This is a genomic window from Vibrio sp. J502 (assembly GCF_025397955.1).
GTDB classification, from domain to species: Bacteria; Pseudomonadota; Gammaproteobacteria; order Enterobacterales; family Vibrionaceae; genus Vibrio; species Vibrio anguillarum.
The window spans coordinates 3,086,570-3,110,451 of sequence record NZ_CP104554.1; the positions used below are offsets into that span (position 1 = coordinate 3,086,570).

21 protein-coding genes are annotated in these 23,882 nt (G+C 44.7%); 7 read left to right on the top strand and 14 right to left on the bottom strand.

The features are described from left to right. Positions 1–366: 366 nt before the first annotated feature. The 5 genes from pyrI to arcA form a co-directional block, all read right to left on the bottom strand. Positions 367–831 (bottom strand): aspartate carbamoyltransferase regulatory subunit, encoded by a 465-nt coding sequence (pyrI, locus tag N5E84_RS14375; RefSeq protein WP_017042201.1) that lies wholly within the window; start codon positions 829–831, stop codon positions 367–369. Positions 832–846: 15 nt separating this feature from the next. Further along, the gene (gene pyrB / locus N5E84_RS14380; protein ID WP_029388261.1) at positions 847–1,776 is read right to left on the bottom strand and encodes an aspartate carbamoyltransferase; all 930 of its coding nucleotides are present in this window, start codon (positions 1,774–1,776) and stop codon (positions 847–849) included. A 454-nt stretch (positions 1,777–2,230) separates the two neighbouring features. Next, complete coding sequence (locus tag N5E84_RS14385) at positions 2,231–3,241, bottom strand: ornithine carbamoyltransferase (protein ID WP_019282400.1); 1,011 nt, start codon at positions 3,239–3,241, stop codon at positions 2,231–2,233. Positions 3,242–3,355: 114 nt separating this feature from the next. Next, entirely contained in the window at positions 3,356–4,267 is a 912-nt protein-coding gene (gene arcC / locus N5E84_RS14390; RefSeq protein ID WP_013855827.1) for a carbamate kinase, read from the bottom strand. Between the two features lie 73 nt (positions 4,268–4,340). Continuing rightward, complete coding sequence (gene arcA, locus N5E84_RS14395; RefSeq protein ID WP_017046788.1) at positions 4,341–5,564, bottom strand: arginine deiminase; 1,224 nt, start codon at positions 5,562–5,564, stop codon at positions 4,341–4,343. A 642-nt stretch (positions 5,565–6,206) separates the two neighbouring features. On the opposite strand from arcA, the gene N5E84_RS14400 reads away from it, so the two are divergent. Next, positions 6,207–7,238, top strand: a complete 1,032-nt coding sequence (locus N5E84_RS14400) for an IS630-like element ISVa15 family transposase (protein ID WP_026027704.1) — start codon at positions 6,207–6,209, stop codon at positions 7,236–7,238. Between the two features lie 268 nt (positions 7,239–7,506). Here N5E84_RS14400 and N5E84_RS14405 read toward each other — a convergent pair whose 3' ends face one another. From N5E84_RS14405 to aspA, 3 genes are all read right to left on the bottom strand, one after another. Further along, on the bottom strand, positions 7,507–8,952 hold the full coding sequence (locus N5E84_RS14405) for a YfcC family protein (protein WP_029388379.1): 1,446 nt from the start codon (positions 8,950–8,952) through the stop codon (positions 7,507–7,509). Between the two features lie 515 nt (positions 8,953–9,467). After that, positions 9,468–10,781, bottom strand: a complete 1,314-nt coding sequence (locus N5E84_RS14410; protein WP_017042196.1) for an anaerobic C4-dicarboxylate transporter family protein — start codon at positions 10,779–10,781, stop codon at positions 9,468–9,470. Between the two features lie 148 nt (positions 10,782–10,929). Then, a complete protein-coding gene (aspA, locus tag N5E84_RS14415) occupies positions 10,930–12,384 on the bottom strand; it encodes an aspartate ammonia-lyase (protein WP_017042195.1) in 1,455 nt (484 codons plus the stop codon). Positions 12,385–12,863: 479 nt separating this feature from the next. Between aspA and N5E84_RS14420 the strand changes: the two genes are divergently transcribed. Both N5E84_RS14420 and N5E84_RS14425 read left to right on the top strand, forming a co-directional pair. Beyond that, a complete protein-coding gene (locus N5E84_RS14420; protein ID WP_038149154.1) occupies positions 12,864–13,367 on the top strand; it encodes an FxsA family protein in 504 nt (167 codons plus the stop codon). 286 nt (positions 13,368–13,653) lie between these two features. Continuing rightward, on the top strand, positions 13,654–13,866 hold the full coding sequence (locus N5E84_RS14425; protein ID WP_013855834.1) for a cold-shock protein: 213 nt from the start codon (positions 13,654–13,656) through the stop codon (positions 13,864–13,866). 96 nt (positions 13,867–13,962) lie between these two features. Here the strand turns inward: N5E84_RS14425 and trmL are convergent, their stop codons facing one another. The 3 genes from trmL to N5E84_RS14440 form a co-directional block, all read right to left on the bottom strand. Further along, the gene (gene trmL / locus N5E84_RS14430; RefSeq protein WP_013855835.1) at positions 13,963–14,439 is read right to left on the bottom strand and encodes a tRNA (uridine(34)/cytosine(34)/5-carboxymethylaminomethyluridine(34)-2'-O)-methyltransferase TrmL; all 477 of its coding nucleotides are present in this window, start codon (positions 14,437–14,439) and stop codon (positions 13,963–13,965) included. Positions 14,440–14,538: 99 nt separating this feature from the next. Continuing rightward, on the bottom strand, positions 14,539–15,939 hold the full coding sequence (gene cpxA, locus N5E84_RS14435) for an envelope stress sensor histidine kinase CpxA (RefSeq protein WP_013855836.1): 1,401 nt from the start codon (positions 15,937–15,939) through the stop codon (positions 14,539–14,541). Then, positions 15,939–16,625, bottom strand: a complete 687-nt coding sequence (locus N5E84_RS14440) for a response regulator (RefSeq protein WP_019282904.1) — start codon at positions 16,623–16,625, stop codon at positions 15,939–15,941. Before N5E84_RS14440 ends, cpxA begins: the two co-directional genes overlap by 1 nt. 187 nt (positions 16,626–16,812) lie before the next feature. On the opposite strand from N5E84_RS14440, the gene N5E84_RS14445 reads away from it, so the two are divergent. The 3 genes from N5E84_RS14445 (at position 16,813) to pfkA (ending at position 19,561) form a co-directional block, all read left to right on the top strand. Next, a complete protein-coding gene (locus tag N5E84_RS14445) occupies positions 16,813–17,307 on the top strand; it encodes a CpxP family protein (RefSeq protein ID WP_194548959.1) in 495 nt (164 codons plus the stop codon). Between the two features lie 122 nt (positions 17,308–17,429). Beyond that, positions 17,430–18,338, top strand: a complete 909-nt coding sequence (gene fieF / locus N5E84_RS14450) for a CDF family cation-efflux transporter FieF (protein WP_010318335.1) — start codon at positions 17,430–17,432, stop codon at positions 18,336–18,338. Positions 18,339–18,598: 260 nt separating this feature from the next. Beyond that, positions 18,599–19,561, top strand: a complete 963-nt coding sequence (gene pfkA, locus N5E84_RS14455; RefSeq protein WP_029388378.1) for a 6-phosphofructokinase — start codon at positions 18,599–18,601, stop codon at positions 19,559–19,561. Positions 19,562–19,672: 111 nt separating this feature from the next. Here pfkA and glpX read toward each other — a convergent pair whose 3' ends face one another. After that, a complete protein-coding gene (gene glpX, locus N5E84_RS14460; RefSeq protein ID WP_019282901.1) occupies positions 19,673–20,680 on the bottom strand; it encodes a class II fructose-bisphosphatase in 1,008 nt (335 codons plus the stop codon). Between the two features lie 317 nt (positions 20,681–20,997). Between glpX and zapB the strand changes: the two genes are divergently transcribed. Then, positions 20,998–21,240, top strand: a complete 243-nt coding sequence (gene zapB / locus N5E84_RS14465; protein WP_010318338.1) for a cell division protein ZapB — start codon at positions 20,998–21,000, stop codon at positions 21,238–21,240. Between the two features lie 118 nt (positions 21,241–21,358). Here zapB and metF read toward each other — a convergent pair whose 3' ends face one another. Further along, complete coding sequence (metF, locus tag N5E84_RS14470; RefSeq protein WP_017043191.1) at positions 21,359–22,249, bottom strand: methylenetetrahydrofolate reductase; 891 nt, start codon at positions 22,247–22,249, stop codon at positions 21,359–21,361. Positions 22,250–22,481: 232 nt separating this feature from the next. Further along, the gene (locus tag N5E84_RS14475) at positions 22,482–23,789 is read right to left on the bottom strand and encodes an IS4-like element ISVa16 family transposase (RefSeq protein WP_029388402.1); all 1,308 of its coding nucleotides are present in this window, start codon (positions 23,787–23,789) and stop codon (positions 22,482–22,484) included. Positions 23,790–23,882 lie beyond the last annotated feature (93 nt).

Here is a 23,882-nt window from a genome sequence, read left to right on the forward strand (position 1 = left end):
TACACGCTACTGCGTCTGGGGTATCGGTGATCCTTACCATGCCAGCACACTCCCAAAGCCATAGAGTGTGAGTTCACGTTATGTTTGACGCCAATGGCGCAACGGTTGAGCATTGCTCTTTTCCCCTCTATAAGTGGTGGGGGATTATTATTGATGCCTGTAGCTTAACATTAATCAATGTGTCGCTTTTTGCGGGGGATCACCAAATAATAAACTAGATTACCGATTGATTTTTGGCGTTTTATGTTGATTTGATGGAATAATATGCACGGAAATATGCAAGATTCGTAAGTTGGTCCAGCGCCGAGTTAGGACGCTGGAGGCTGGCAGGGCTGTAAACGCGATGGATGCGCGCTTAGTGCTGTTTTAGCAACGTTCAGTCATGATTTCGCGCGAGAATACTTTCTCACAATAGTGGCATTTGAGATGCACATTCTCTTGTTTGAGCTGCACTTTAAAGCGGCTCTCGACAGGCTCGCCATGAGAGATGCAGTTGCTGTTTGGGCAACGAAATACGCTGTCAATTCGCTCTGGCAAAGTGAGGGTCAGTTTGTTGACCACTTTATACTCTTCAATTTGATTGACGGTGGCTTTCGGGGCATACAGTGCTAATTGGTTCGCTTGCTCTTTGGTGAGATAAAGGTTTTCTATTTTAATCAGATCTTTATTACCTAACGCAGAAGAGGGTAGGTTTAGGCCAATCGTCACACGTTGATTGGTTTCATTTAACTTAAACAAAGAGAGAATTTTGATCCCAAGGTTGGCAGGGATATGGTCAATCACGCTACCGTTACGAATCGCTTCAACTTGTAATTGGGTCTCTTTTACCATGATGTTATCTCCTACTTATAAGGTTGGGTTAAGAACAAGGGCTAATAAAGCTTCACGCGCATAAACGCCGTTTTCGGCTTGTTGGAAATAGTAGGCGTAAGGTGTTTTATCGACATCGGTGGTGATTTCATCGACCCGAGGCAGTGGGTGCAGCACTTTTAAATTGTGGCGCGCTTCTTTTAATGTTTCTGCGGTTAAGATGTAAGCCGATTTCATATGTGCGTATTCGGATGCATCAAAGCGCTCTTTTTGTACGCGCGTCATGTACAGCACATCCAGTTCAGGCACGACCTCTTCAATGCTGGCGTGCAAACTAAACGCAATGCCAGCCTCTGAGAGCTCTTCGCAAATGTAATCCGGCATCGCCAGTACTTCTGGAGCGATAAAAAAGAAACGTACATTGTTGAATTTCGATAAGGCTTGGGTGAGCGAATGGACGGTGCGGCCATATTTTAAGTCGCCGACGAATGCGACGTTAAGGTTATCGAGCCTGCCTTGCGTTTCATAAATGGAAAACAGATCGAGCAAGGTTTGAGTTGGATGCTGGTTAGCACCATCGCCACCGTTGATTACTGGAACGCCGTTGGAAAACTCAGAGGCTAAACGTGCAGCGCCTTCTTGTGGGTGGCGCATAACAAATGCATCGACATAAGAGGAAATAACTTGCACCGAGTCAGCTAAGGTTTCCCCTTTCTTGGCAAGTGACGTATTGCCGCCATTATCAAAACCAATCACTGTGCCGCCTAGGCGCTGCACTGCCGTTTCAAACGACAAACGGGTACGTGTAGAAGGTTCAAAGAAGCAGCTTGCTACTACTTTATTTTTGAGAAGTTCAGGGTTTGGTTCCGCTTTAAGCCTTGTTGCGGTTTCAACAATCAGCTCCAGTTCCGTGCGGCTCAGTTCTGGAATGGAAATGATGTGCTTGTTAAATAACGAATGCGCCATAACGTGTCTTCCCTCTGTATGGTTCGCTTTGGCTACTAGCCTTTGCGAAATTTTGCTTAAAAAAAAGCCCCCTAAAATAGGAGGCTTCAATAACGTTCAGAATAGAAAAACAAAACAGCTAACTCGACCGGCGCCGGGTGTAATGGATGGCGTTGATGGGGAGTGCTGCGGTTCATTTTCTGCTCCGTTTAGACAAATTGCGAAGGATTATACGGACAAAAAACACGCTGGCAATACTCTTTGAAAAATATCCAGAAAATGGATTTTTATGCGAAATTAGCTTGATTTAGATGTTATTTACTACGCGTTTACAGCTAAAGCATAAGTGCGATTTGTGAGTGTTATTGACTGAAAAAAAATGCGAGCTTTATTCAAGCTCGCATCGATTCAACATCAAAGAGATGAAGTAGACGATTCATCGCCTACATTCATTATCTACTATTCGTTACCTAAGTTAGTTACCTAAGGTGGCCACCATCACGGCTTTGATGGTGTGCATGCGGTTTTCAGCTTCATCGAACACGATGGAATGCTCAGATTCAATCACTTCATCGGTCACTTCAACGCCTTTGGCAAGCACTGGGTAGTTTTTCGCAAGCTCTTTACCAACGGTGGTATCTTCGCCGTGGAAAGCAGGCAAGCAGTGCATGAATTTCACATGTGGGTTACCAGTGGCTTTTAGCATTGCCATGTTCACTTGGTAAGGCAGCATCAATTCAATGCGCTCTGCCCATGCTTCTTTCGCTTCGCCCATCGATACCCAAACATCGGTGTAAAGGAAATCACAGCCTTGAACGCCTTCTTGAACATCATCTGTGAGCGTAATTTTCGCGCCTGTTTGCTTTGCAATAGTGCGACATTCCGCGACTAATTCTTCGGTTGGCCAGAACGCTTTTGGTGCAACAAGGCGAATGTCCATGCCCATTTTCGCAGCGCCCACCATCAAGGAGTTACCCATGTTGTTGCGTGCATCACCGAGGTAGGCAAATTTCATTTCATGGAGGCGTTTGCCACGGCCATGTTCGATCATGGTAAGGAAATCAGCCAGAATTTGTGTTGGGTGGAATTCGTCAGTTAAGCCGTTCCATACTGGTACGCCAGCGTAGGAACCAAGCTCTTCAACGATCTCTTGACCAAAGCCGCGATATTCGATGCCGTCATACATACGGCCTAAGACGCGCGCGGTATCTTTCATCGACTCTTTGTGGCCAATTTGTGAACCTGATGGGCCTAAGTAGGAGACTTGAGCACCTTGGTCAAACGCTGCTACTTCGAATGCACAGCGAGTGCGCGTTGAGGTTTTTTCAAAAATAAGTGCAATGTTTTTGCCTTTGAGACGAGGCTGCTCATAACCGTTGTATTTGGCTTTTTTCAGCTCAAGTGATAGATCCAATAGGTGCTGGATTTCGCGTGGAGTGAAATCAAGAAGTTTTAGAAAGTTACGGTTGCGTAAGTTAAAAGCCATGATCTTTTCCTCATTTGCAACGCTTGCTTCTGGTGAGAGGGTGGAAGAAAGCGTTACTATTTGTTTAAAGTTAAAACAGATTCGGTTTATAAAATAGTTTTTAAAAACAATGTGTTAGTCACGCGTAATATTGGTACCTGCTGTGCCTTCTAAGATGCGTAGGCCATCTTCTAACGCGCCGATCCCAACGACTTTCCCGCCTTGTTGAATGAATTCGCACGAGGCTTCAATTTTTGGCCCCATAGAACCAGCATCAAATTGATAGTTGGCAAGCTCACTTGGCGTTGTGCTGCGCAGCGCATGTTGGGTTGGTTTACCCCAATCAAGGTAAACGGCGTCAGCATCGGTCAAAATGAGCAGCGCGTCGGCGTTCAATTGTTTGGCAAGAAAGGCAGCAGACATGTCTTTGTCGATCACTGCTTCTACACCGACTAATTTGCCGTTTTCACGTTTGACTGGAATACCGCCACCACCGGTGCAAATCACTAAATGACCAGCACTGATAAGCTGGGAAATCGCATCATGTTCGACGATGCCTATCGGTTGAGGGCTCGGAACCACACGGCGGAAGTATTGGCCGTCGGGCTTGACTGTCCAGTGGTATTTCTCAGCCAATTCACGCGCTTCTGCTTCTTGATAAACTGGGCCAATCGGTTTGGTTGGGTTGGCAAAGGCAGGGTCTTTCGGGTCGACCATCATTTGGGTCAACATGCACGAAATGTTGCGTTCAGGCAGCATGTTTTTGAACTCTTGCATCAACATGTAGCCAATCATCCCTTGAGTTTCACTGCCCAATACGTCGAGTGGGTACGGCGCTACTTTTTTGTATTCGAGACCTTGTAGTGCCAGCAGGCCAACTTGAGGGCCATTGCCATGCACCAGCACCACGTTATAGTGTTTGGCTATTTCGGAAATGGTTTTGACTGCAATTTCAATGTTGCGACGTTGAACATCTGCTTCTAATGGCTGACCACGACGAAGTAGCGCGTTTCCACCTAATGCAACAACGACAGTTTGTTTGCTCATAATTCTATCTCTTCTAAGGTGGGTTGAGGCGTGCAGAGGAAATTTGCCTCAACCCATTTGATTAACCTAAGGGCTAGATACCGTCACGCTCAATTGGGCAGCTCATGCAGCGTGCGCCGCCACGGCCACGGCCCAATTCGTCACCAGGAATAGACAGAACAGTGATGCCTGCTTTGTCGTATTTTTCATTGGTATAGGTGTTGCCTTCATAGCCAATCACTACGCCAGGTTTGACGGTTAGGACATTGTTTGCATCGTTCCACTGTTCACGTTCTGCGTTGAAGTTGTCACCGCCCGTTGTGATTAGGTTGAGCTTGTCAACGCCAAGTGCTTTTTCGATGGCGGTCACGAAATAACCTTCTTCTTTCACGTTCACGGCACCAGACTCATCGCCTGTGAGGCTCCAGCATTTCACATCTTTGCGTACCACTTCTGGGTAAACAGAGAAGGTGTCTTCACGCATGTGTGTCATGACGGTATCTAAGTGCATGCAAGAGCGGTGTTTTGGTAGTTCCATCGCAATGATTTGCTTCGCTTGGCCATGTTTAAATAGGCCCGCAGCTAAGTGTTCAACACCTTGCGCTGTGGTGCGCTCAGACATACCAATCAGTACTGCACCTTTGCCAATCACAAGAACGTCGCCACCTTCAATGGTTGAATTATCGTAATTAATGCTCTCGTCATCACCGAAGTATTTAATGAAGTCTTGGCCCGCAAAGCTTGGGTGCCAGCGGTAAATCGCACGCACATGGTTGGTTTCACGTTGACGTGCAGGTTTTGCCATCGGGTTGATTGACACGCCACCGTATACCCAGCAAGACGTATCGCGAGTAAAGAGATGGTTTGGCAGTGGTTCAATGATGAAATCGGTTGGTGCATGCAAGCCTTGCATCATTGAAGAGGATTTCATTGGCATTTCAGCGTAAGACAAACCACCTGTCAGGATTTTTGCCAATTCAAGGTTTGGCAGATCGCTGAGGTAGCAGCGCACGTCATTCGCAAATGTTTTGCCAAGGCGGTAATCCGATACTTGTTGAGTAAGCAGCCACTCTTTTGCGACGGGAACCGCTAGCGTGTCGGCTAATAGATCGGTCAGCAGTAAAACTTCAACACCTTGGTCACGTAGCGTTTGTGTGAACGCATCATGCTCTTTCCCCGCACGCTCTACGGCCAATACATCATCAAACAAAAGGTCGTGACAGTTGGATGGTGTTAAGTGAGTGAGTGAGCGTCTTGGGCGGTGAACAAGAACTCGACGTAATTGACCAATTTCAGAACCAACATATAACTTACTCATAATAGTATCTCTCTTAATTTATATGCATTTATGCCGTTATATTTTTGACATTAAATTCAACTTGTTCTGGATAAATACATAATTATTTCTGTAGGGAATTCAGTATGAATTTATTTATTCACTTCTTTGTTCTGCAATTAATATTACCCTTGGTCTGTATATGTTCTTAGAGGTCCATCACAGAATGATTTATATTGAAATTCGGCGAAAATAATAGTTTTTTAACAATGTTTATGCAGTGTTTATATTGTGAGTGTCATATTTATTACTGCTTTTTTTATGGATGTTCATTCAATTTAAATCTCACGCAGCACTACTCCATATAGGATCGGTATTTTGGTTGGGAATTTTATGCACCAAAAACCCATCGATAATTCATCGAATGGGTTAAGAATATGCACTTGAAAAGGGTATATAGTTGAATATGAGTCGAAGAAATGGGTTGTGTTAACATAACTTTCTTAATAAAACTTGATCTCACGCAGGCTTTCTAATGTAGATGTTTTGTCTGAATTGGCGTAATAGAGGACGGAAAATGAGAGATGAAATAGCAGGCGATCTGAATTTGGTGATAAAGGAATATATACCCGTGATCATTGAAGATGCTTGATTTTCAATAGAATCAGGATCATGCTACAAACCATGAAAATCACACTGACTCCTCAACAGAAACTGCAACTCGAACAGATGCACGACATTGAGCGTGATAGTCGAGTTTGCGACCGTATTAAGGCTGTTTTGCTGGCTTCTGAAGGCTGGAGTCAGACTATGATTTCACAAGCTCTTCGTATTCATGAATCGACCGTTGCACGTCACCTCAGTGACTACGTACTTTCTGAAAAACTTAAGCCTGAGAATGGAGGAAGCCAAAGCAAGCTTTCTGCTATTCAAACCATGCACCTAATCGAGCATTTGACTGAGAAAACCTATTCTCATACTCATCAAATTGTCGCCTATGTTAAAGAGACGTTTGGGCTTGATTATACTGTTTCTGGTATGAACAAATGGCTTCACCATAATGGTTTTAGCTACAAGCAACCGAAAGGCATACCACATAAGTTTGATGAAGCAAAACAGCAAGCATTCATAGAGGCGTATGAAGCGCTAAAGGCAAGCTGTGGCGAGGATGAATCGATAGTCTTTATCGATGCAGTTCACCCAACACTATCAACAAAGATATCGCATGGCTGGATACGTACTGGTCAGGATAAAGTGATTGAAACAACGGGTAATCGTAGCCGATTGAACATTATTGGCGCACTGAACCTGTCGGATATTGGTGCAACCATTGTTCACGACTATGAGAGCATTAACAGTGAATCGATTGTTCGTTTTTTCTGTAAGTTAAGAGAGAGTTATTCGTTAGCCCATAAGCTTCATATCATATTAGATGGTGCGGGATATCACCGCAGTGACTTAGTCAAAGATGCGGCGTTTGTCCTGAATATTAAACTGCATTATCTTCCACCTTACAGTCCAAACCTCAACCCAATAGAGCGGCTATGGAAAGTAATGAATGAGAAGTCGAGGAACAACGTTTACTTCAAAAGAAAACGGGACTTCAAGGCGGCAATAGACCAATTTTTTTCTGTGACTCTTCCAGAGATCGCAGGCTCTTTGACATCTCGAATTAATGATCATTTTCAGGTTCTCAAGCCTGCATCTTCAAGTTGATTCGGTATAGGCCGCGTTTTATTTAGTCACCAAAAGTGGTTATTTATCCCAGCCGATTGCTATAAAAAAATAGCCATCAAAACTAATGACTATCTAACGACGTTGAAAGCCATCATTTCCTGATTTGGCTAACGTATCATGTTTAGAGTTGAGTAGCTGCGCAGCCAATGAGCCTAAGTCGGCCTGCCAATAAAAAAGCCGCAATCATGCGGCTTTTAAAGGGTGTGACGCGGTTTTTACCTACGACATATCGTTGATCAGTTTGGCGCTATAGCATCGCACCTATGCTGAGAGATAGCATAATGAATACGCACAATATGCCTAACAGTGGTGCGACCCATTTCACCCAGCGAACATAAGGTACACGAGCAATTGCTAAGCCGCCCATCACTACCGCAGAGGTTGGCGTGATGAGGTTGACTATCCCTGAAGCCGATTGGTAAGCCGTGACGACAAGGTCGCGACCAACGCCTGCAAAGTCAGCCAATGGAGCCATGATGGGCATGGTTAATACCGCAAGGCCAGAAGACGAAGGTACAAGGAAAGAGAGAAGAATTTCCAGTAAATACATTACGTTAATAAAAATGACGGATGAAAGGCCAGTAACCATTTGCTCGGCTGAGAACAAAATAGTGTCGGTGATCATCCCGCGGTCCATGATCACCACAATGCCGCGTGCGATACCAATGATCAGCGCTACGCCTAATAGGTCTCGTGCACCATCAATAAAGCTGGTGGTGAATTCCTCTTCACTCATACGAGCAATTAAACCGATAATGATGGTTGCACCCAAGAACATCGCTGAGATCTCAGCCATCCACCATCCAGCAACAGATACCCCATAAATCATCACGCCAAAAGCGGCCGCGAAAATGGTCAAAATAACTTTGCGGGTGGCGGTGAATTCGAGTTTCTCTCCACTTTGATTGCCAAGGAAGTGAGCTTTGTTCTCTTCGTACTTATCGTACACAATCGATTTGCTTTGATCTGCTTGCACCATTTTCGCATAGCGCATCACGTACAGAACACAGATAACCCAGCCGACAGCTAACATTGCTAAGCGCAACATGATGCCATCAGTAAACGGAATGCCCGCTGCGTTGGCCGCAATTACGGTGGCAAACGGGTTGATAGTGGAGCCCAGCGTACCGATACCCGCGCCAAGCAGTACGGTAGCGGCGGCAACCAGTGGGTCAAAACGAGCGGCCATCATCACAGGTACGAGTAAGGTGTAGAAAGGTAAGGATTCTTCCGCCATACCGTAAATCGTACCGCCTGCGGCAAACAGCGCCATCAGGATGGGTATCATCAACTCTTCACGCCCTTCAAGCCGCGCTGTTACGCGTTCAATGCCCGCATCAATCGCACCTGTTTTGGTCACTAGGCCCAAAAAGCCACCAATGACTAAAATGAACAGAGACACGTCAATCGCGGCAGCTTCGTAGCTGTTGTGGTCATAAAAGCCGTCAATCGGTGCCATCAACACATCGATCACCCCTTGTGGGTTACCTTCTGCGTGTTGATAAGTTCCCGCAATAGGCACTTCTTTGCCCAGTTCTTCATTCATGGTGCGCTGATACTGACCGGCAGGCACAATCCAGGTTAAAAGGGCTACAAGAGCAATTAGAATGAAAAGGATGGTGTAAGCGGAAGGAAACTTAAAGTTAGCAAAGAAGCCACCTTTAGGTTCCGTGGATACAGTTTGGGTTGTCATAGCGATCTCCTTACACTCAGAGAACAACGAGATTCTGAGTGTGTTCAGCGGCTAATGTTCTTCAGTCTTCCATCCCATTAAAATATTATTTACTAGGGGTGAAAGAATAAAAAGTTATTGGAACTTCAATTAAATACGTTAAATGAAAAGTTTTAATTATTATTAAGTGAACATAAATGCTCACTTGCTCAGATATCTGTATAAATTCTAAGGTGAGTTTTAAAGCGTAACTTTGTCTTGCTTCACAAAACAATAGTACCGAGTTACACACCATTTTTTTAGGGAATTTAATTTAGGGTAATTGAGTGTAAATAATGGAATTATATTCTTACGCTTTTTATTCGAAGACATGGAGATAGGCGGATAATCGTTGTAGGGTAAATATATTGAAATTTTATTCATTAAGCTGAATGAGTGAAGAGAAGTAATTATTTATTGCTTTATTGATATGTATCAATATTTTATACGTGACAAATAAAAAGGGAGCCAAAGCTCCCTTATAACAATAGTAGAGATTACATCAAAATATTGGAGAACAACAAACCAAAACCAATACTAAACACCATGCTTAACAAGCCTGGGAGCATAAAGCTGTGGTTGAAAATATACTTACCAATACGAGTGGTACCAGTCCGGTCAAAGTCGATAGATGCGATGATAGGGCCGTAGTTTGGAATGAAGAAGTAACCGTTAACGGCAACGAAAACCGCAATAATAATGGCTGGTGGCAAACCCAAGGTTATTGCAACAGGGACTAACACGGCTGTTGTTGCGCCTTGGCTATTGACCATCACCGACAGAGCAAATAACGCGAACGCGAATGTCCATGGTGCGACTTCCACTAAGCCAGAGACCGCTTCTTTGACCATGGCACCATGGCCAGCAATGAAGGTGTCACCTAACCAAGCGATACCGAAGATCGCCACGATGGCACGCATACCTGCATGGAATACGGAACCTTGGCTGATGGCGTTGCCGTCAGGTTTGCACAGTAAAATGATCAGCGCCGCGATAGACAGCATCACGATTTCAATCGTGTGCGCCATCCCCATGGCTGAGCCGTTAAATTGTGGGCGCAAGCTAGGCAATGCACCCATCACCACCACCACAATGGCACCGAACAAAAATAGCCCGACCGATTTTTTCGCTTGTGGCGTGATTTGAATATCAGCAATCGATACTTCTTGTTCCATCTCTGCGCGGAATTCTGGGTCTTGCAAGCGACGCTGATATTCTGGGTCGTCTTTCAGCTCAACACCGATTTTATTGACGAATAAGCACGCGCAAGCCAAACCAAGAATGGTACTTGGGATGGTGATCATCAACACATCCGTTAGCGTGATGCCTTGTGGTTCTAAGAAGGCGACTAACGCCACGACGGCGGCCGCAATTGGGCTAGCTACAATCGCAAATTGTGACGCGATCACCGCCATACCTAAAGGACGTTCTGGACGAATACCACTGCGACGGCTTACTTCAGCAATAACGGGCAGTACTGAATAGGCCACGTGACCTGTACCAGCCATCATTGTAAAAAAGTAAGTTACCAAAGGGGCGATGAAAGTGATGTGGCGAGGGTTTTTATGCAAAATGTTAGTGGCAATTTTGATCAAATAATCTAAACCGCCAGCCGCTTGCATTGAGGCTGCTGCTGCAACCACGGCCATGATCATCAACATCACATCAATCGGTGGGCTGGTTGGTTGCATGCCAAATCCAAAGCTCAGTACAGCAAGGCCAATACCGCCCATCACACCAAGCCCAATACCACCAATCCTTGCACCAATTAGGATACATCCTAATACGATAAGGAACTCAATTAAGAACATCTTATACTCCTAAAGATAATGAAAAATAGGGTCATTCTACAGGTTCAGCGATATTGAACGGTATGCTTTGCGCCATGATGTAACGCAATTTTTTCTCACTTAATAACTTGTAGAAAGTAAAAAGGCTCTGAATCAGAGCCTTTTTTGATTATTCGTAGCGTTTCGCTTTGTACTGCGGGCGCATAAAGTTTTCGACAGATAAGATGTCATCGAGCTCTTCGGCGGTGAGTAAGCCTCGCTCAAGCACTACTTCACGTACGCTCTTACCCGTTTCCGCACAAATTTTACCCACGATGTCACCTTCATGGTGGCCAATATATGGGTTAAGGTAAGTCACGATACCGATAGAGTTGAATACGTAAGCTTCACACACTTCTTTATTGACAGTGATGCCGTCAACACACTTGTCACGAAGGTTTATGCAGGCGTTTGAAAGAATTTCAATTGACTCAAACATGCTTTGTGCAATCACAGGTTCCATCACGTTTAGCTGTAATTGGCCACCTTCTGCGGCAAAGGAAATAGTGTTGTCGTTACCAAGTACTTTAAAGCACACTTGGTTGACCACTTCAGGCACCACAGGGTTTACTTTTGCAGGCATGATGGAAGACCCAGCCTGCAGTTCAGGTAGGTTCAACTCGTTTAGACCCGCGCGAGGGCCAGATGAAAGAAGACGTAAGTCATTACAGATTTTAGAGAGTTTCACAGCAAGGCGTTTTAGCGCGCCGTGCGCCATAACATAAGCACCGCAGTCAGAGGTTGCTTCAATTAAATCTTCCGCTGGTACCACAGCTAAGCCAGTCACCGCAGCAAGGTGTTTCACCGCCGCCGCTTGATATCCCGGCGCCGCATTCAGGCCAGTACCGATCGCTGTTGCGCCAAGGTTGATCTCAAGCAGCAGTTTAGAGGTGTACTCTAGGTTGCGGATCTCTTCATTAATGGTGACCGCCCAAGCGCGGAACTCTTGACCTACGGTCATCGGTACGGCGTCTTGCAATTGAGTACGACCCATTTTCAAAATGCCAGAGAACTCTTGGCTTTTTAGCTCAAATGCACCTTTTAGATAGGCAATAGAATCAATCAGTTTCAGGATGCTGTTGTATACCGCAATGCGAAAACCGGTAGGGTAAGCACAGTTGGTTGATTGGCTTTTATTAACGTGGTCATTAGGGTTGATGAACTCGTACTGACCCTTTTCTTTACCCATCAATTCCAGAGCAAGGTTTGCGATCACTTCGTTGGTGTTCATATTGACGGAAGTACCGGCACCGCCTTGGTATACGTCTGACGGAAATTGATCCATGCACTTACCTGTTTCTAGGATCAAGTCACACGCTTGGAGGATGTAATTAGCCACTTGGCTTGGAATGACGCCGAGCTCTTTGTTGGCTAGCGTGGCGGCTTTTTTGGTCATCACCATACCGCGTACAAATTCAGGCACATCAGAAATGGTTGATTTTGAAATATTAAAGTTTTCGATAGCGCGCAGCGTATGAATGCCGTAATACGCGTCAGCAGGAACGTGACGTTGACCTAATAGATCTTCTTCGATACGAGTGGCCGAGTTAGCTGTAGCAGCTGTCGTTTCTGATAGGGTAGCCATAACAGGATCCTTAGAGAATTATTCTGATAATTAGTGAAATTATTAGCCATTTCTGCAGTTTAAGAATCCATTCGTCAGAATTTTAGGCTGGAAAATCCGTCCTGACTTCTGTGGCACATCATACTCAACCTAGATTTAAAAAATAGTAAGTGGATCACCTTTTAGGTCAATATTTTATGAAAATTTGATACGCACTCACATGCGTTATTTTTAGGTTTTAAAAACAGTTATCGCGTTGATAAATAGTTGTGATGCAGGCGGTTGGATTTGTCTGTGTGGTATGAGATTTGTTCAGGTTTTGTTAGCAAAATGAACGAATGAATGGATTTCAGATAGAGCCAATATTAGGTCTATTTTAAGATAGATACTGGCTCTATCTAGTCATTTAGGCTGTGAGGTGGTGCTCTTTTATTGAGCGTTGAGTGTTGTAGTCGCCTGTGGTTGGCGGTAAGGTGAGAGCAATAAACAAAGGAGGGCGTGTGTTTCCAATCTTACTTCTGGCTTTTATTTTTGTGCCAATCATTGAAATTGGTCTCTTTATCCAAGTAGGCAGCTTGCTAGGTATGTGGCCAACTATCGCCTTGGTGCTGATTACGGCATTTGTTGGTGCATCATTGGTTCGTAGTCAAGGGATACAAACTTTACTTAGCGTTCAACACCGTTTGCACCAAGGTGAGCTACCTGCGCAGCAAATTATTGAGGGCGTGATGCTGGCGGTGGCGGGTGTGCTACTTTTAGTACCGGGTTTTTTGACCGATGCACTTGGTATGGTGGTGTTATTGCCTGCGCCTCGGGCTTTGCTTGCCAACTATTTGATGAATAAAGTGGTGGTGAATGGTGTATCAGGCCGTTTTCAGGCGCAGTTTGATGATAGCCGTCATAACAAAGCCCCATTTGATCGTGACTTTGAACCATCTGAAACGGGAAAAACCTTCGAAGGTGAATTTGAACGTAAAGATGATGAGCATAATAGGTTGAAATAAAAGACTTTTTATGGTGTTTCTTACTCTATTGTTTTGAGTTGTAAAAATTAAATGCCGAAATAGATTGCTTAGTGCAACGTTAGCGAATATAGTTACCTCGCTCTGTTGTTCAGGGGTTATTAATGAAACAAAAAATAAAAGTAAAAGTAAATTCTCAGAATCCCATCGTAAAAGTTGATGTCCTCAGTGTTTCCCTTACCTTATTAGTAACATTAAATAATTCAATCTATCAGTGCATTGCGCATAAGCGCGATAACTTTATGAATTTAAATAAAAGGGACACATTATGTCTAACAAAACAACTGGTTCTGTAAAATGGTTTAACGAAACTAAAGGTTTCGGCTTCCTTACTCAAGATAACGGCGGCGCTGACGTGTTCGTACACTTCAATGCAATCGCTTCTGACGGTTTCAAAACTCTAATTGAAGGCCAAAAAGTGTCTTTCAATGTAGAAAACGGTCAAAAAGGCCTACAAGCAGCTCAAGTAACTGTTCTGTAATCTAGCCTAATATCTAGAATTAATAAAAAGGTCGCCTAGGCGGCCTTTTTGCTATTTGGTGATTTATCTTCCTACCGTTTTAGAACACTAGCGCTGTTATTGCGCACCTTCAAAGCCCATTTGACGCCACGCTTCAAACGCAATAATAGCGACCGCATTAGAGAGATTTAAACTGCGAGCTTCTGCCATCATCGGAATACGAATACGTTGTGTCATCGGTAGGCTTTCGATGACTTGCGCTGGTAATCCACGAGTTTCTGGGCCAAACATCAACACATCTCCTTTTTGAAACTGCGCATCGACGTGGTGCCCCGTGGTTTTAGTGGTACAAGCAAAAATCCGGTACGTTTCGCGCTCTGCATTAAGGTAGTCCATAAAGGCATCCAAGTTGGCATGACGCGTTACGCGCGCTAAATCGTGGTAATCAAGTCCTGCGCGGCGCACTTTCTTCTCTTCTAGATCAAAACCTAGCGGTTCAATAAGATGCAAATTAGCGCCGCAATTGGCACACAAGCGAATAATATTTCCGGTATTAGGGGCGATTTCAGGTTCGTAAAGTGCGATATCAAACATGGTATAGCTGCTCTTAAAGAGTGTGGGCCGGAAGTATAAGGTGACGAGCCTATTGAGTACAAGTCACCCGTTATTTGGCGATATAGGCATAAGTGGAATTTAACTATCCAATGGGAGCGTGAATTGTACTTTTAACCCACCTAATTGGCTGCGACTTGCGTGAATCGTACCGCTGTGTTGACGAATGGCACTTTCGGTGATGGCTAAACCTAACCCTGTACCACCACTGTGCCTATCACGCGCAGTGGAAACACGATAAAAGGGGCGGAAAATATCGTCTAACTCGTTTTCGGGAACGCCTTCACCATTGTCTTCCACGCAAACCGATAGTCTGCCTTTTTCGACCGAAAAGGTAATATTGATTTCATCTTTGCCATAGTAAATGGCGTTACGCACAATGTTTTCCAATGCGCTCATCAGCAGTTTTGGTGTACCGGAAATCGTGTGCGGTGGAATCGCATTATAGGTGAGTCTTTTTTCCATCTGCTCCGCCTCAAATTGGGCATCACTCAATAATTCCTCCCATAAACTGGATAGCGGTTGAGTTTCTCGGCTGAGATGGCTATTGGTTTGCATACGCGAAAGCGTCAGAAGTTCACCGATCATCTGCTCTAAACGCTGTGCTTCGGTGTCGATCCGCTCCAATTCTGAGCTGCTACCTTGTTTTCGAGTGGCAAGTGCATTGGCCATTCTCAGTCGCGTTAAAGGGGAGCGCAGTTCGTGTGAAATATCCGACAGCAATCGCTGCTGGCCAGAAATCATCTGATTGACGGCTTCTACCATTTGGTTAAAGCTTTTTCCCGCTTGGCGAAATTCACTGGTGCCTTTTTCTAAGCTTGGGTCGACCACAAATTCGCCGCGAGCGACCCGTTTGGCGGCTTGCTCGAGGCGGCTGGCGGGTTGACTCAATGCCCATGCGAGCCATAAGAGTAGTGGTGTACTGACGAGCATCACGGCAAGCAGTAGGCCGAACGGACGGTCAAATAGTTGCAATAAGAACGGGGGGGGCTCATTCCAGCGAATACCGACAAACATGAGTAGATCTTGCTTAGCAAGGGTAATTGGCAATGGACCTGAAATCATATAACGGCCATAGAGCTTCTGTTGTGGCTTATCAATGGATTCAATGCTGGTCACGAAATTTTGGAGTGCTTTAAACTTAAAGTCGGCTTGAGTTTTGGTGGTGAGGATTGTGCCATCTGGCGTTGTGATAAAGAATTGTGGAGTGCCGTTCTTCTCGCGCATGTGCCCTTCACCACGCTTGTTGCTGCTACTTTCTAAACGAAAGAGGATGCGTGTGAGTTCATGCTCATCTTTAAACATACTCTCTATTTTCTGTTTTAAGTGTGTAAGACGTTGGTATTCATCGCTAGGTATATCACGTGTTTTACGAGGATCAAGGTGCGGCAGTGCTAATACTGCGATCAGCACCAGCAGCATCGTAAACCAAAAAATGGCAAAAATTCTGCCATAAAGGCTGTTGATTTTAGGTAGGCGCATTAATCCTCCAGAATCATGAGGTAGCCACGACCACGCAGCGTTTTAATCCGTGATTTACCATCGACACGCTCAGGTAATTTCTTGCGTAAATTCGAGACGTGCATATCAATCGCGCGGTCAAAGGCCGCCAACCGTTTTCCTAGAACATCAAGGCTGAGCGCTTCTTTAGTTAAGGTTTCGCCTGGGTTTTGCACAAAATGAGTCAGCAGGGCAAATTCCGTGGTGGTAAGGTCCAACAATTGCCCTTGGCAATAGGCTTCCTGCTTGCTGGGGTATACTTGAATATCTTGGCACTCAATGACTTCATTATGTTTGGTGCCATTGCTGGTTTGGGTTCGGCGCAAAATCGCGCGAATGCGTGCCAGCAGTTCTCGGTCACTGAAAGGCTTCGGTAAATAGTCATCCGCGCCGAGTTCTAGACCGATGACGCGATCGATCTCCTCTCCTTTGGCGGTGAGCATTAATACCGGGGTATGCCAGTTTTCACGTAACTTTTTCAGCGTTTCCATCCCATTAAGATTAGGCATCATTACATCGAGTAAGACAAGATCAATGCGATCATGAATGGCCGCGAGCCCGCTCTCTCCATCATTCGCTTCAGAGACATCGAAGCCTTCATAGCTCAAGACTTCTTTTAGTAAGCTGGTGAGCTCAGTATCATCATCAATCAGAAGAATATGCGCCATGTGTCGCCTCGTCGTTGGGGAAGTTATGGGTACAGTTTACTGCGAAATAGGCAAGATATTCAGTGAGCAATAAGCTCTTTACGATTCTTTACGCTCACTATACGTTGCTTTACCGTACAGATCCTATTCTACACTCAAGCGCTGTGAATACAGCTTGTTAGAATCTACTTAGTGAAGGAATAGAATGATGAAAATGGCAAAAAAATTAGTACTCGCGGCGGTGATACTTCCTCTGACTCTTAGCACAGCAAGCGTCTTTGCATTTGGTGGTAAAGAGCAGCATAAAGGCCCAAATGATGAGTGTGGCGGTTTTGATCGCGGCATGATGCAGCAGCTTGATTTGACGTCTGATCAACAAGCAAAGCTGAAAGGAATGCGTGAGGCGAAGCGCGAAGCGATGAAGGGTGAGCACAAAGGTCAACGCCAAGCGAAAATGAAAGCGCACCATGACAAAGTACAGGCTCTCGTGCTCGCTGAAAACTTTGATGCGGCAGCGGCAAATGAACTAGCCAAAGAGATGGTCGATCAACAGGTCGCTCACCGTGTCAAGATGCTAGAAAAACGTCATGACATGATGAGTGTGCTAACTCCGGAACAAAAAGCAAAACTGCAAACGCTACAACAAGATCGCATGCAGAAGTGCATGGAAAATGGTCCTAAGCACATGAAAAAAAATAGCTAGTCATTGATAACCGCTAATCATTGATAATAGGCCTCGGGTGAGGCCTGTTCATTTTTGTGTCATATTCATTCTTAATTTGAGAAGGTATACTACCTGCTCATTCTCAAGCTGATTTTAGTGATATGAAACAAGAATACGCACGCCTTGTTACGCTTGCTGCCTGGACAGCAACCCTTGTAGCCTCATTGTTGCTGATAGTAAAAGTGATCGCTTGGTGGGTTACTGGCTCGGTCAGCCTACTCGCATCCTTGATTGATTCCTTACTTGATATTGCCGCTTCCGTGGTCAATTTAATTGTGGTGCGTTACGCACTGCAGCCCGCAGATAAAGAGCACGCCTTTGGTCATGGTAAGGCGGAATCGCTTGCGGCTCTTGCCCAAGCGATGTTCATTTCAGGCTCGGCCTGTTTTCTTATCCTCAATGGGGTTGACCGTTTTTTCCGCCCACACGAATTAACTTCTCCTGAATATGGCGTTTATGTCAGCCTGTTTGCAATGCTAGTGACTTTTGGCTTAGTGTTGTTCCAAAAGCATGTCGTGAAAAAAACGGGCAGCCAAGCCATTGCCGCGGATTCATTGCATTACCAAACCGATCTGTTCATGAATGCGGCGATTATGATCGCGCTTATATTGAGCTGGTTTGGCTTTAAACAGGCCGATGCCATCTTTGCGATCGGCATTGGCGTTTATATTCTTTACAGCGCTTTTCGTATGGTGCAAGAGGCCATTCAGACCTTATTGGATCGTAAGTTACCTGATGAGGAATTGAAGCAAATCCGCACAGAATGTCTTTCTGTGGCTGGTGTGTTGGGTGTGCATCAATTAAGAACTCGCATGTCTGGACCTGTAAGATTCATTCAATTACATCTGGAACTAGATGACAATATCCGCTTGATTGAGGCGCATCGCATTTCCGATGAGGTGGAAGATAAGCTACTCGAGGCTTTTCCCGGAGCTGATGTATTAATCCACCAAGATCCTTATTCTGTGGTGTTTGGACCAGAAAAAAAGCAAAAATCACAAGGGTGGTAGCGACAAAAACGCGCTTATTAACTATCTTTTTAAGAACAATAAATAAGCCTGATTCTGATATGAATCAACAAAGCATTAACTCAAAACTGTAATACTCTTACATAAGTAGCAAACTTACATAATTTCGTGCAAATAACAGTAGTATTCCTCTTTAGGAAAGGTAACATTATGCACAGATTAGAAAGATTTTGCTGTCGGTTTTATCGCTAACGGACAGCGTAAAAAATTAGTATTAAGTTCCCAAAAAATCGAGGGTGAGCATGATTAAGAAGATCGGTGTTTTGACTAGTGGCGGTGACGCACCTGGCATGAACGCAGCAATCCGTGGTGTTGTTCGTACGGCACTCGGTGCTGATTTGGAAGTATTTGGTATTTACGATGGCTACCTTGGTCTTTATGAAGATCGTATTAAAAAATTGGATCGTTCAAGCGTTTCTGACGTTATCAATAAAGGTGGTACTTTCCTAGGTTCTGCGCGTTTCCCTGAATTTCGTGAAGTCGCAGTACGTGAAAAAGCGATCGAAAACCTAAGAAAGCATGGTATTGATGCTTTAGTTGTCATCGGCGGTGACGGTTCTTACATGGGTGCGAAAAAACTGACCGAAATGGGTTTTCCATGCGTTGGTTTACCAGGCACGATTGATAACGACATTGCAGGTACCGATTACACCATTGGTTACTTAACAGCATTAAATACGGTTATCGATGCGATTGACCGTTTACGTGATACTTCCTCTTCTCATCAACGTATTTCTATTGTTGAAATTATGGGTCGTCATTGCGGTGATTTGACTCTGATGTCGGCGATTGCAGGCGGTTGTGAATACATCATCACCCCTGAAACTGGCCTGAATATGGAGCAACTGATTGCAAATGTTCAAGACGGTATTAAGAAAGGTAAGAAACACGCCATTATTGCACTGACTGAGTTGATGATGGATGCTAACCAACTGTCGAAAGAAATTGAAAAAGCAACGGGACGTGAAACTCGCGCTACCGTGCTGGGTCATATTCAACGCGGTGGTCGCCCGACGGCGTTTGACCGTGTTCTTGCGTCACGCATGGGTAATTTTGCGGTACATTTACTGCTTGATGGCCACGGTGGTCGTTGTGTTGGTATTCAGAAAGAGCAGTTGGTTCACCACGATATTATCGACGCAATTGAAAATATGAAGCGTCCAGTTCGCACTGATTTGTATAAAGTGGCGGAAGAGCTGTTTTAATCGCTTCTTCCATCTCGGTATAAAGTGATTAAGTAAAAAAGACCGCATTGCGGTCTTTTTTGTCTCTCTATGCTTTGTCTTTAAAATAAAACAGAGCAAAGCACTGGCGGATTACAAAATGATCGCGCGCACTTCTGGGTCTTTACGCTCTAAGTAGTGAATTGATTTAATACGGCGAATGGTACGACAGCGGCCACGAATTAATAGCGTTTCTGTGGTGGCGATGTTGCCTTTGCGGGTAATACCTTCCAGCAGATCCCCTTTGGTGATACCAGTAGCTGAGAAAATGACGTTATCACTGCGGGCCATCTCTTCCATTTTCAACACTATGCCAGCTTCGACACCCATTTCCGCGCAGCGAGCTAACTCTTTTGCACCGTAAATGCGGTTTTCTTCCGTATCGCCTTTGACTTCATGACGTGGTAGTAGACGACCATGCATGTCACCATCTAGAGCTCGGATGACCGCGGCTGAAACCACTCCTTCAGGTGCACCTCCGATGCAGTACATCACGTCGACTTCACTATCAGGCATGCAAGTTAGGATCGAGGCGGCGACATCGCCATCTGGCACAGCAAACACGCGAACACCCATCTCTTGCATCTGCGCTATGGTGGCATCATGGCGAGGTTTCGCTAAGGTGATCACAACTAGAGTGTCTAATGGTTTATTCAGCGCGGCGGCGACATTTTCTAAATTCTCTTTTAAAGGCTTATTGAGGTCAATGCACCCTTTAGCGCCGGGGCCAACCACCAATTTTTCCATGTACATATCAGGTGCTTTAAGGAAGCTGCCTTTTTCGCCAGCCGCCAAAACAGCCAATGCGTTTGACTGGCCCATTGCCGTCATGCGCGTACCTTCAATAGGATCCACTGCGATATCAACCGCATCGCCACCAAGGCCAACAAGCTCGCCAATGTAGAGCATTGGAGCATCGTCAATTTCGCCTTCACCGATTACAATTTCACCTTGGATGTCGGTTTTATTGAGTAGGTTGCGCATGACTTCTACCGCTGCGCCATCGGCCGCATTTTTATCGCCTCGGCCAAGCCATTTGTAACCTGCCAGTGCGGCACCTTCAGTGACTCGAGAGAATGCCATTGCTAAATCGCGTTTCATGCTAGCTCCAAAGAAAAGGGAATAGGAAATTTCGGCGGGAATTTTAGCATATCAAATAGTAAACGTTTGCTTTTTTAGTTCACAAGGGTTGCACTTGATCAAAGCTAAGCCTCAAATTGAGCAAATCCATGGCCAGATAAAGTGTTTTTCGGTCTAGGTTTGGCGCTTAAGTGAGTTGACGGTTAAGTTGAGCCGATTTTTTAGCCAAATAGCGAGAAAATTTGCATATAGTGAGTGTTTCTGAGCGCTGTGCTGAGTAGAATGAACCAATAAGTGAAATTTTGTTCACCTCAACCGAATAACTAAGGGTATGCACCATGTCTTTTGAAGTATTAGAACTACTAGAAGCAAAAATTCAAACCGCAGTTGACACCATCGCACTTCTACAAATGGAAGTGGAAGAGCTTAAAGAAGAGAAACAGCAGCTCGTGAATGAAGCGAATGAGCTAAAAGTAGCGCGTGAAGAGCTTGAGCAAAAAGCGCAACAAATGGAGCAAGAGCAGAATGCATGGCAAGATCGTATTCGTAGCTTACTTGGTAAAATGGACGACGTGGAATAATCTGCTCGCTTAAGTGATACCACAACGCCGACATCAAGTCGGCGTTACTTTTAATCAATCATCGCGTTTTATCACGAGCAACATTTACCAATAATAGCGTTATGAGTGCAGAGAAAGTTTATGCTTTCGGTCTTACGCCCAACGTATGGCACAATGCGTAGGTCATTTCAGCGCGATTGAGCGTATAGAAATGGAAGTCTTTGACGCCTTCACGGCTTAAAATACGAACCATGTCAATTGCTTGGCTTGCACCCACGAGCTGGCGTGTGGTTGGGTCATCATCTAATCCATTAAATTGTTTCGCCATCCATCCGGGGACTTTAACGTTGTTTTGCGCGGCAAAGCGAGAAGCTTGTTTAAAGTTTGATACCGGTAGAATGCCCGGTACAATTTCAGCATCAATACCAGCAGCTACGCAGCGGTCGCGAAATCGTAAGTAGCTTTCAACATCAAAAAAGAATTGAGTAATTGCGCGGTTTGCACCTGCATCAATTTTGCGTTTTAGATTGACCAGATCGGATTGCGCGCTTTTCGCTTCAGGGTGGACTTCTGGAAATGCCGCGACAGAAATATCAAAATCATGGCGAGATTTGAGTAGAGTCACTAAGTCGGAAGCATACATTTCTGGTTTGCCGCCACCAGCGGGAATATCGCCACGCAGTGCAACTATGTTCTGGATGCCGTTGTGCCAGTAGTCATCGGCAATCTGAATAAGCTCATCGCGAGAGGCATCGATGCAAGTGAGGTGCGGTGCTGCAATAAGGCCAGTTTGATCTTTAATCTCTTTAATGATCGAATGGGTGCGGTCGCGCTCGCCAGAGTTTGCTCCGTAAGTCACAGAAACAAATTTAGGTTGCAGGGTTTTTAAACGGTGAACGGAATTCCACAATGTCTCTTCCATTTGCGCTGAGCTGGGTGGAAAAAACTCAAATGAGACATTGATATTATCTGATAGCTCAGCCACGTTCTGGTTGAGTGCATCAATATGACCGGCGTGCGTGTATCCCATTTTATTTCTCCCTGTGGCGTTCTTCCGCCAATCTATCATTCCTTAAGTTGACGTTTAGACGTCTATATGTCCACAGAATGTATTGAATAGAATTTAATGTCAACACTGTAATTATGAATATTATTCATGTTGATTGTGAGTGACCTTCAAGTCATGCTCAACCTCGGTATGCATGAACTAATATCATCCTTTCGCAGTTAAATTAAGGAGCCTAGTGGCTAATGCCGTTCACTTAAGAGTGAACGGCATTTTTGTTCTTAGCATACCGTTGTGGTCTAGGCTTAACTGTTCTAGGGAATGTTCTTTCCCTTCGCCCTTCAAGTATTAAGCTTTCAGCCATGTTGTGAAAACCCTTTAACTGACGAGGTATTGCTCCTGGTGTTGAGTAAGGTAAGCCTACAAGTAACGCAGATACATGAGCTAATGTGCCGTTAAAACTCAGTTGATAAGGAAGGTAGTTTCCCTTTAAATTGAAGCAGAGCTCTACCATCTGATATCGAATTAAATTGTAAGTAAGTAAGATGCCCCATAACTCCTGCTTTACCAACTCTGGCAAACGACTTCGCAGCGTGAGACGGTTTCCAAGCATGTATTGTTTTTGCTCTCGGTAGCCTAGCTCTATCTCCCAACGATGCTCATAAAGACCAGTAATATCTTTTGATGGGTAACGCAGCGGATCTGTCATAGAAGTTAATACTTGGTAGTCTTTTCCTTTAATTTTACGAGTGACAAGTCGAGCGGTTATCGACTTTGGTAAATCAGACCATCGCTTTCTAGCTCTTGGATTACTGTGTAATTGAACAAGTTTGTCATTTCGCCCTAAAGATTGAACAATGTCATATTGTGTATTTTTCTTGAGGGGAATAAGCCAATGGCGCTCTGAGCCAGAGTCTTGCCATTTATGTAATAAGCCTAAAGAATAGAACCCCTTATCGAACATTGTCACGCTATGATTCGGTGTTGTTTCTATCAGTTTTTCAGCTAATACCATTTCGTTTGTATTGTAGTTATCAAAAGCACTGGCCGTGATAATATGACTGCTTAGTTCCATTTGGCAGACCATTCTCACTTGCGGATATTGTGTCCCTTTTTGTCGAGAAAATGCATTTTCATTTTGCGGGTTATCGGGCGTGCGCCAAACCACTCCATCGACGCCAAGAAGCGTTAATCCATTCCACTGGGGTAACTTTGCACTTTTTAACCATGAAGTCGTCATTTGCTCAAAGACCGCTTTAATTGCGCCTTCACCCAACGTCTTTCGACGTTGAGTCAACGCACTCGGTGCGACAAAAGCTTTACCCGTACGATCGACAATATCAAGCTGGTTAACTAAGTCTTTCATGGATTTATTGTTATAGATAGCCATTCCAACAAGTAACCAAACCATGGATTCTAGAGTTAATTTCCTCTTTCTCATCGTGACGGTATCAGTAAGAGAATAAGCTTCGTTGATGAGGTCAATTGGAAGTAAGTCAGACAAAGTCTCAACGTTGCTAGGTTTCCAATCATTAATTATGTTTAGAGCTTGGGAAACATCCATAAAAAAATCCAAGTGCATTAAATACACTTGGATTTTGACAGCTCTGAAGGATCGTTCAACCGATCCCTTTGGCCTTAACTGATCGGCATTAGA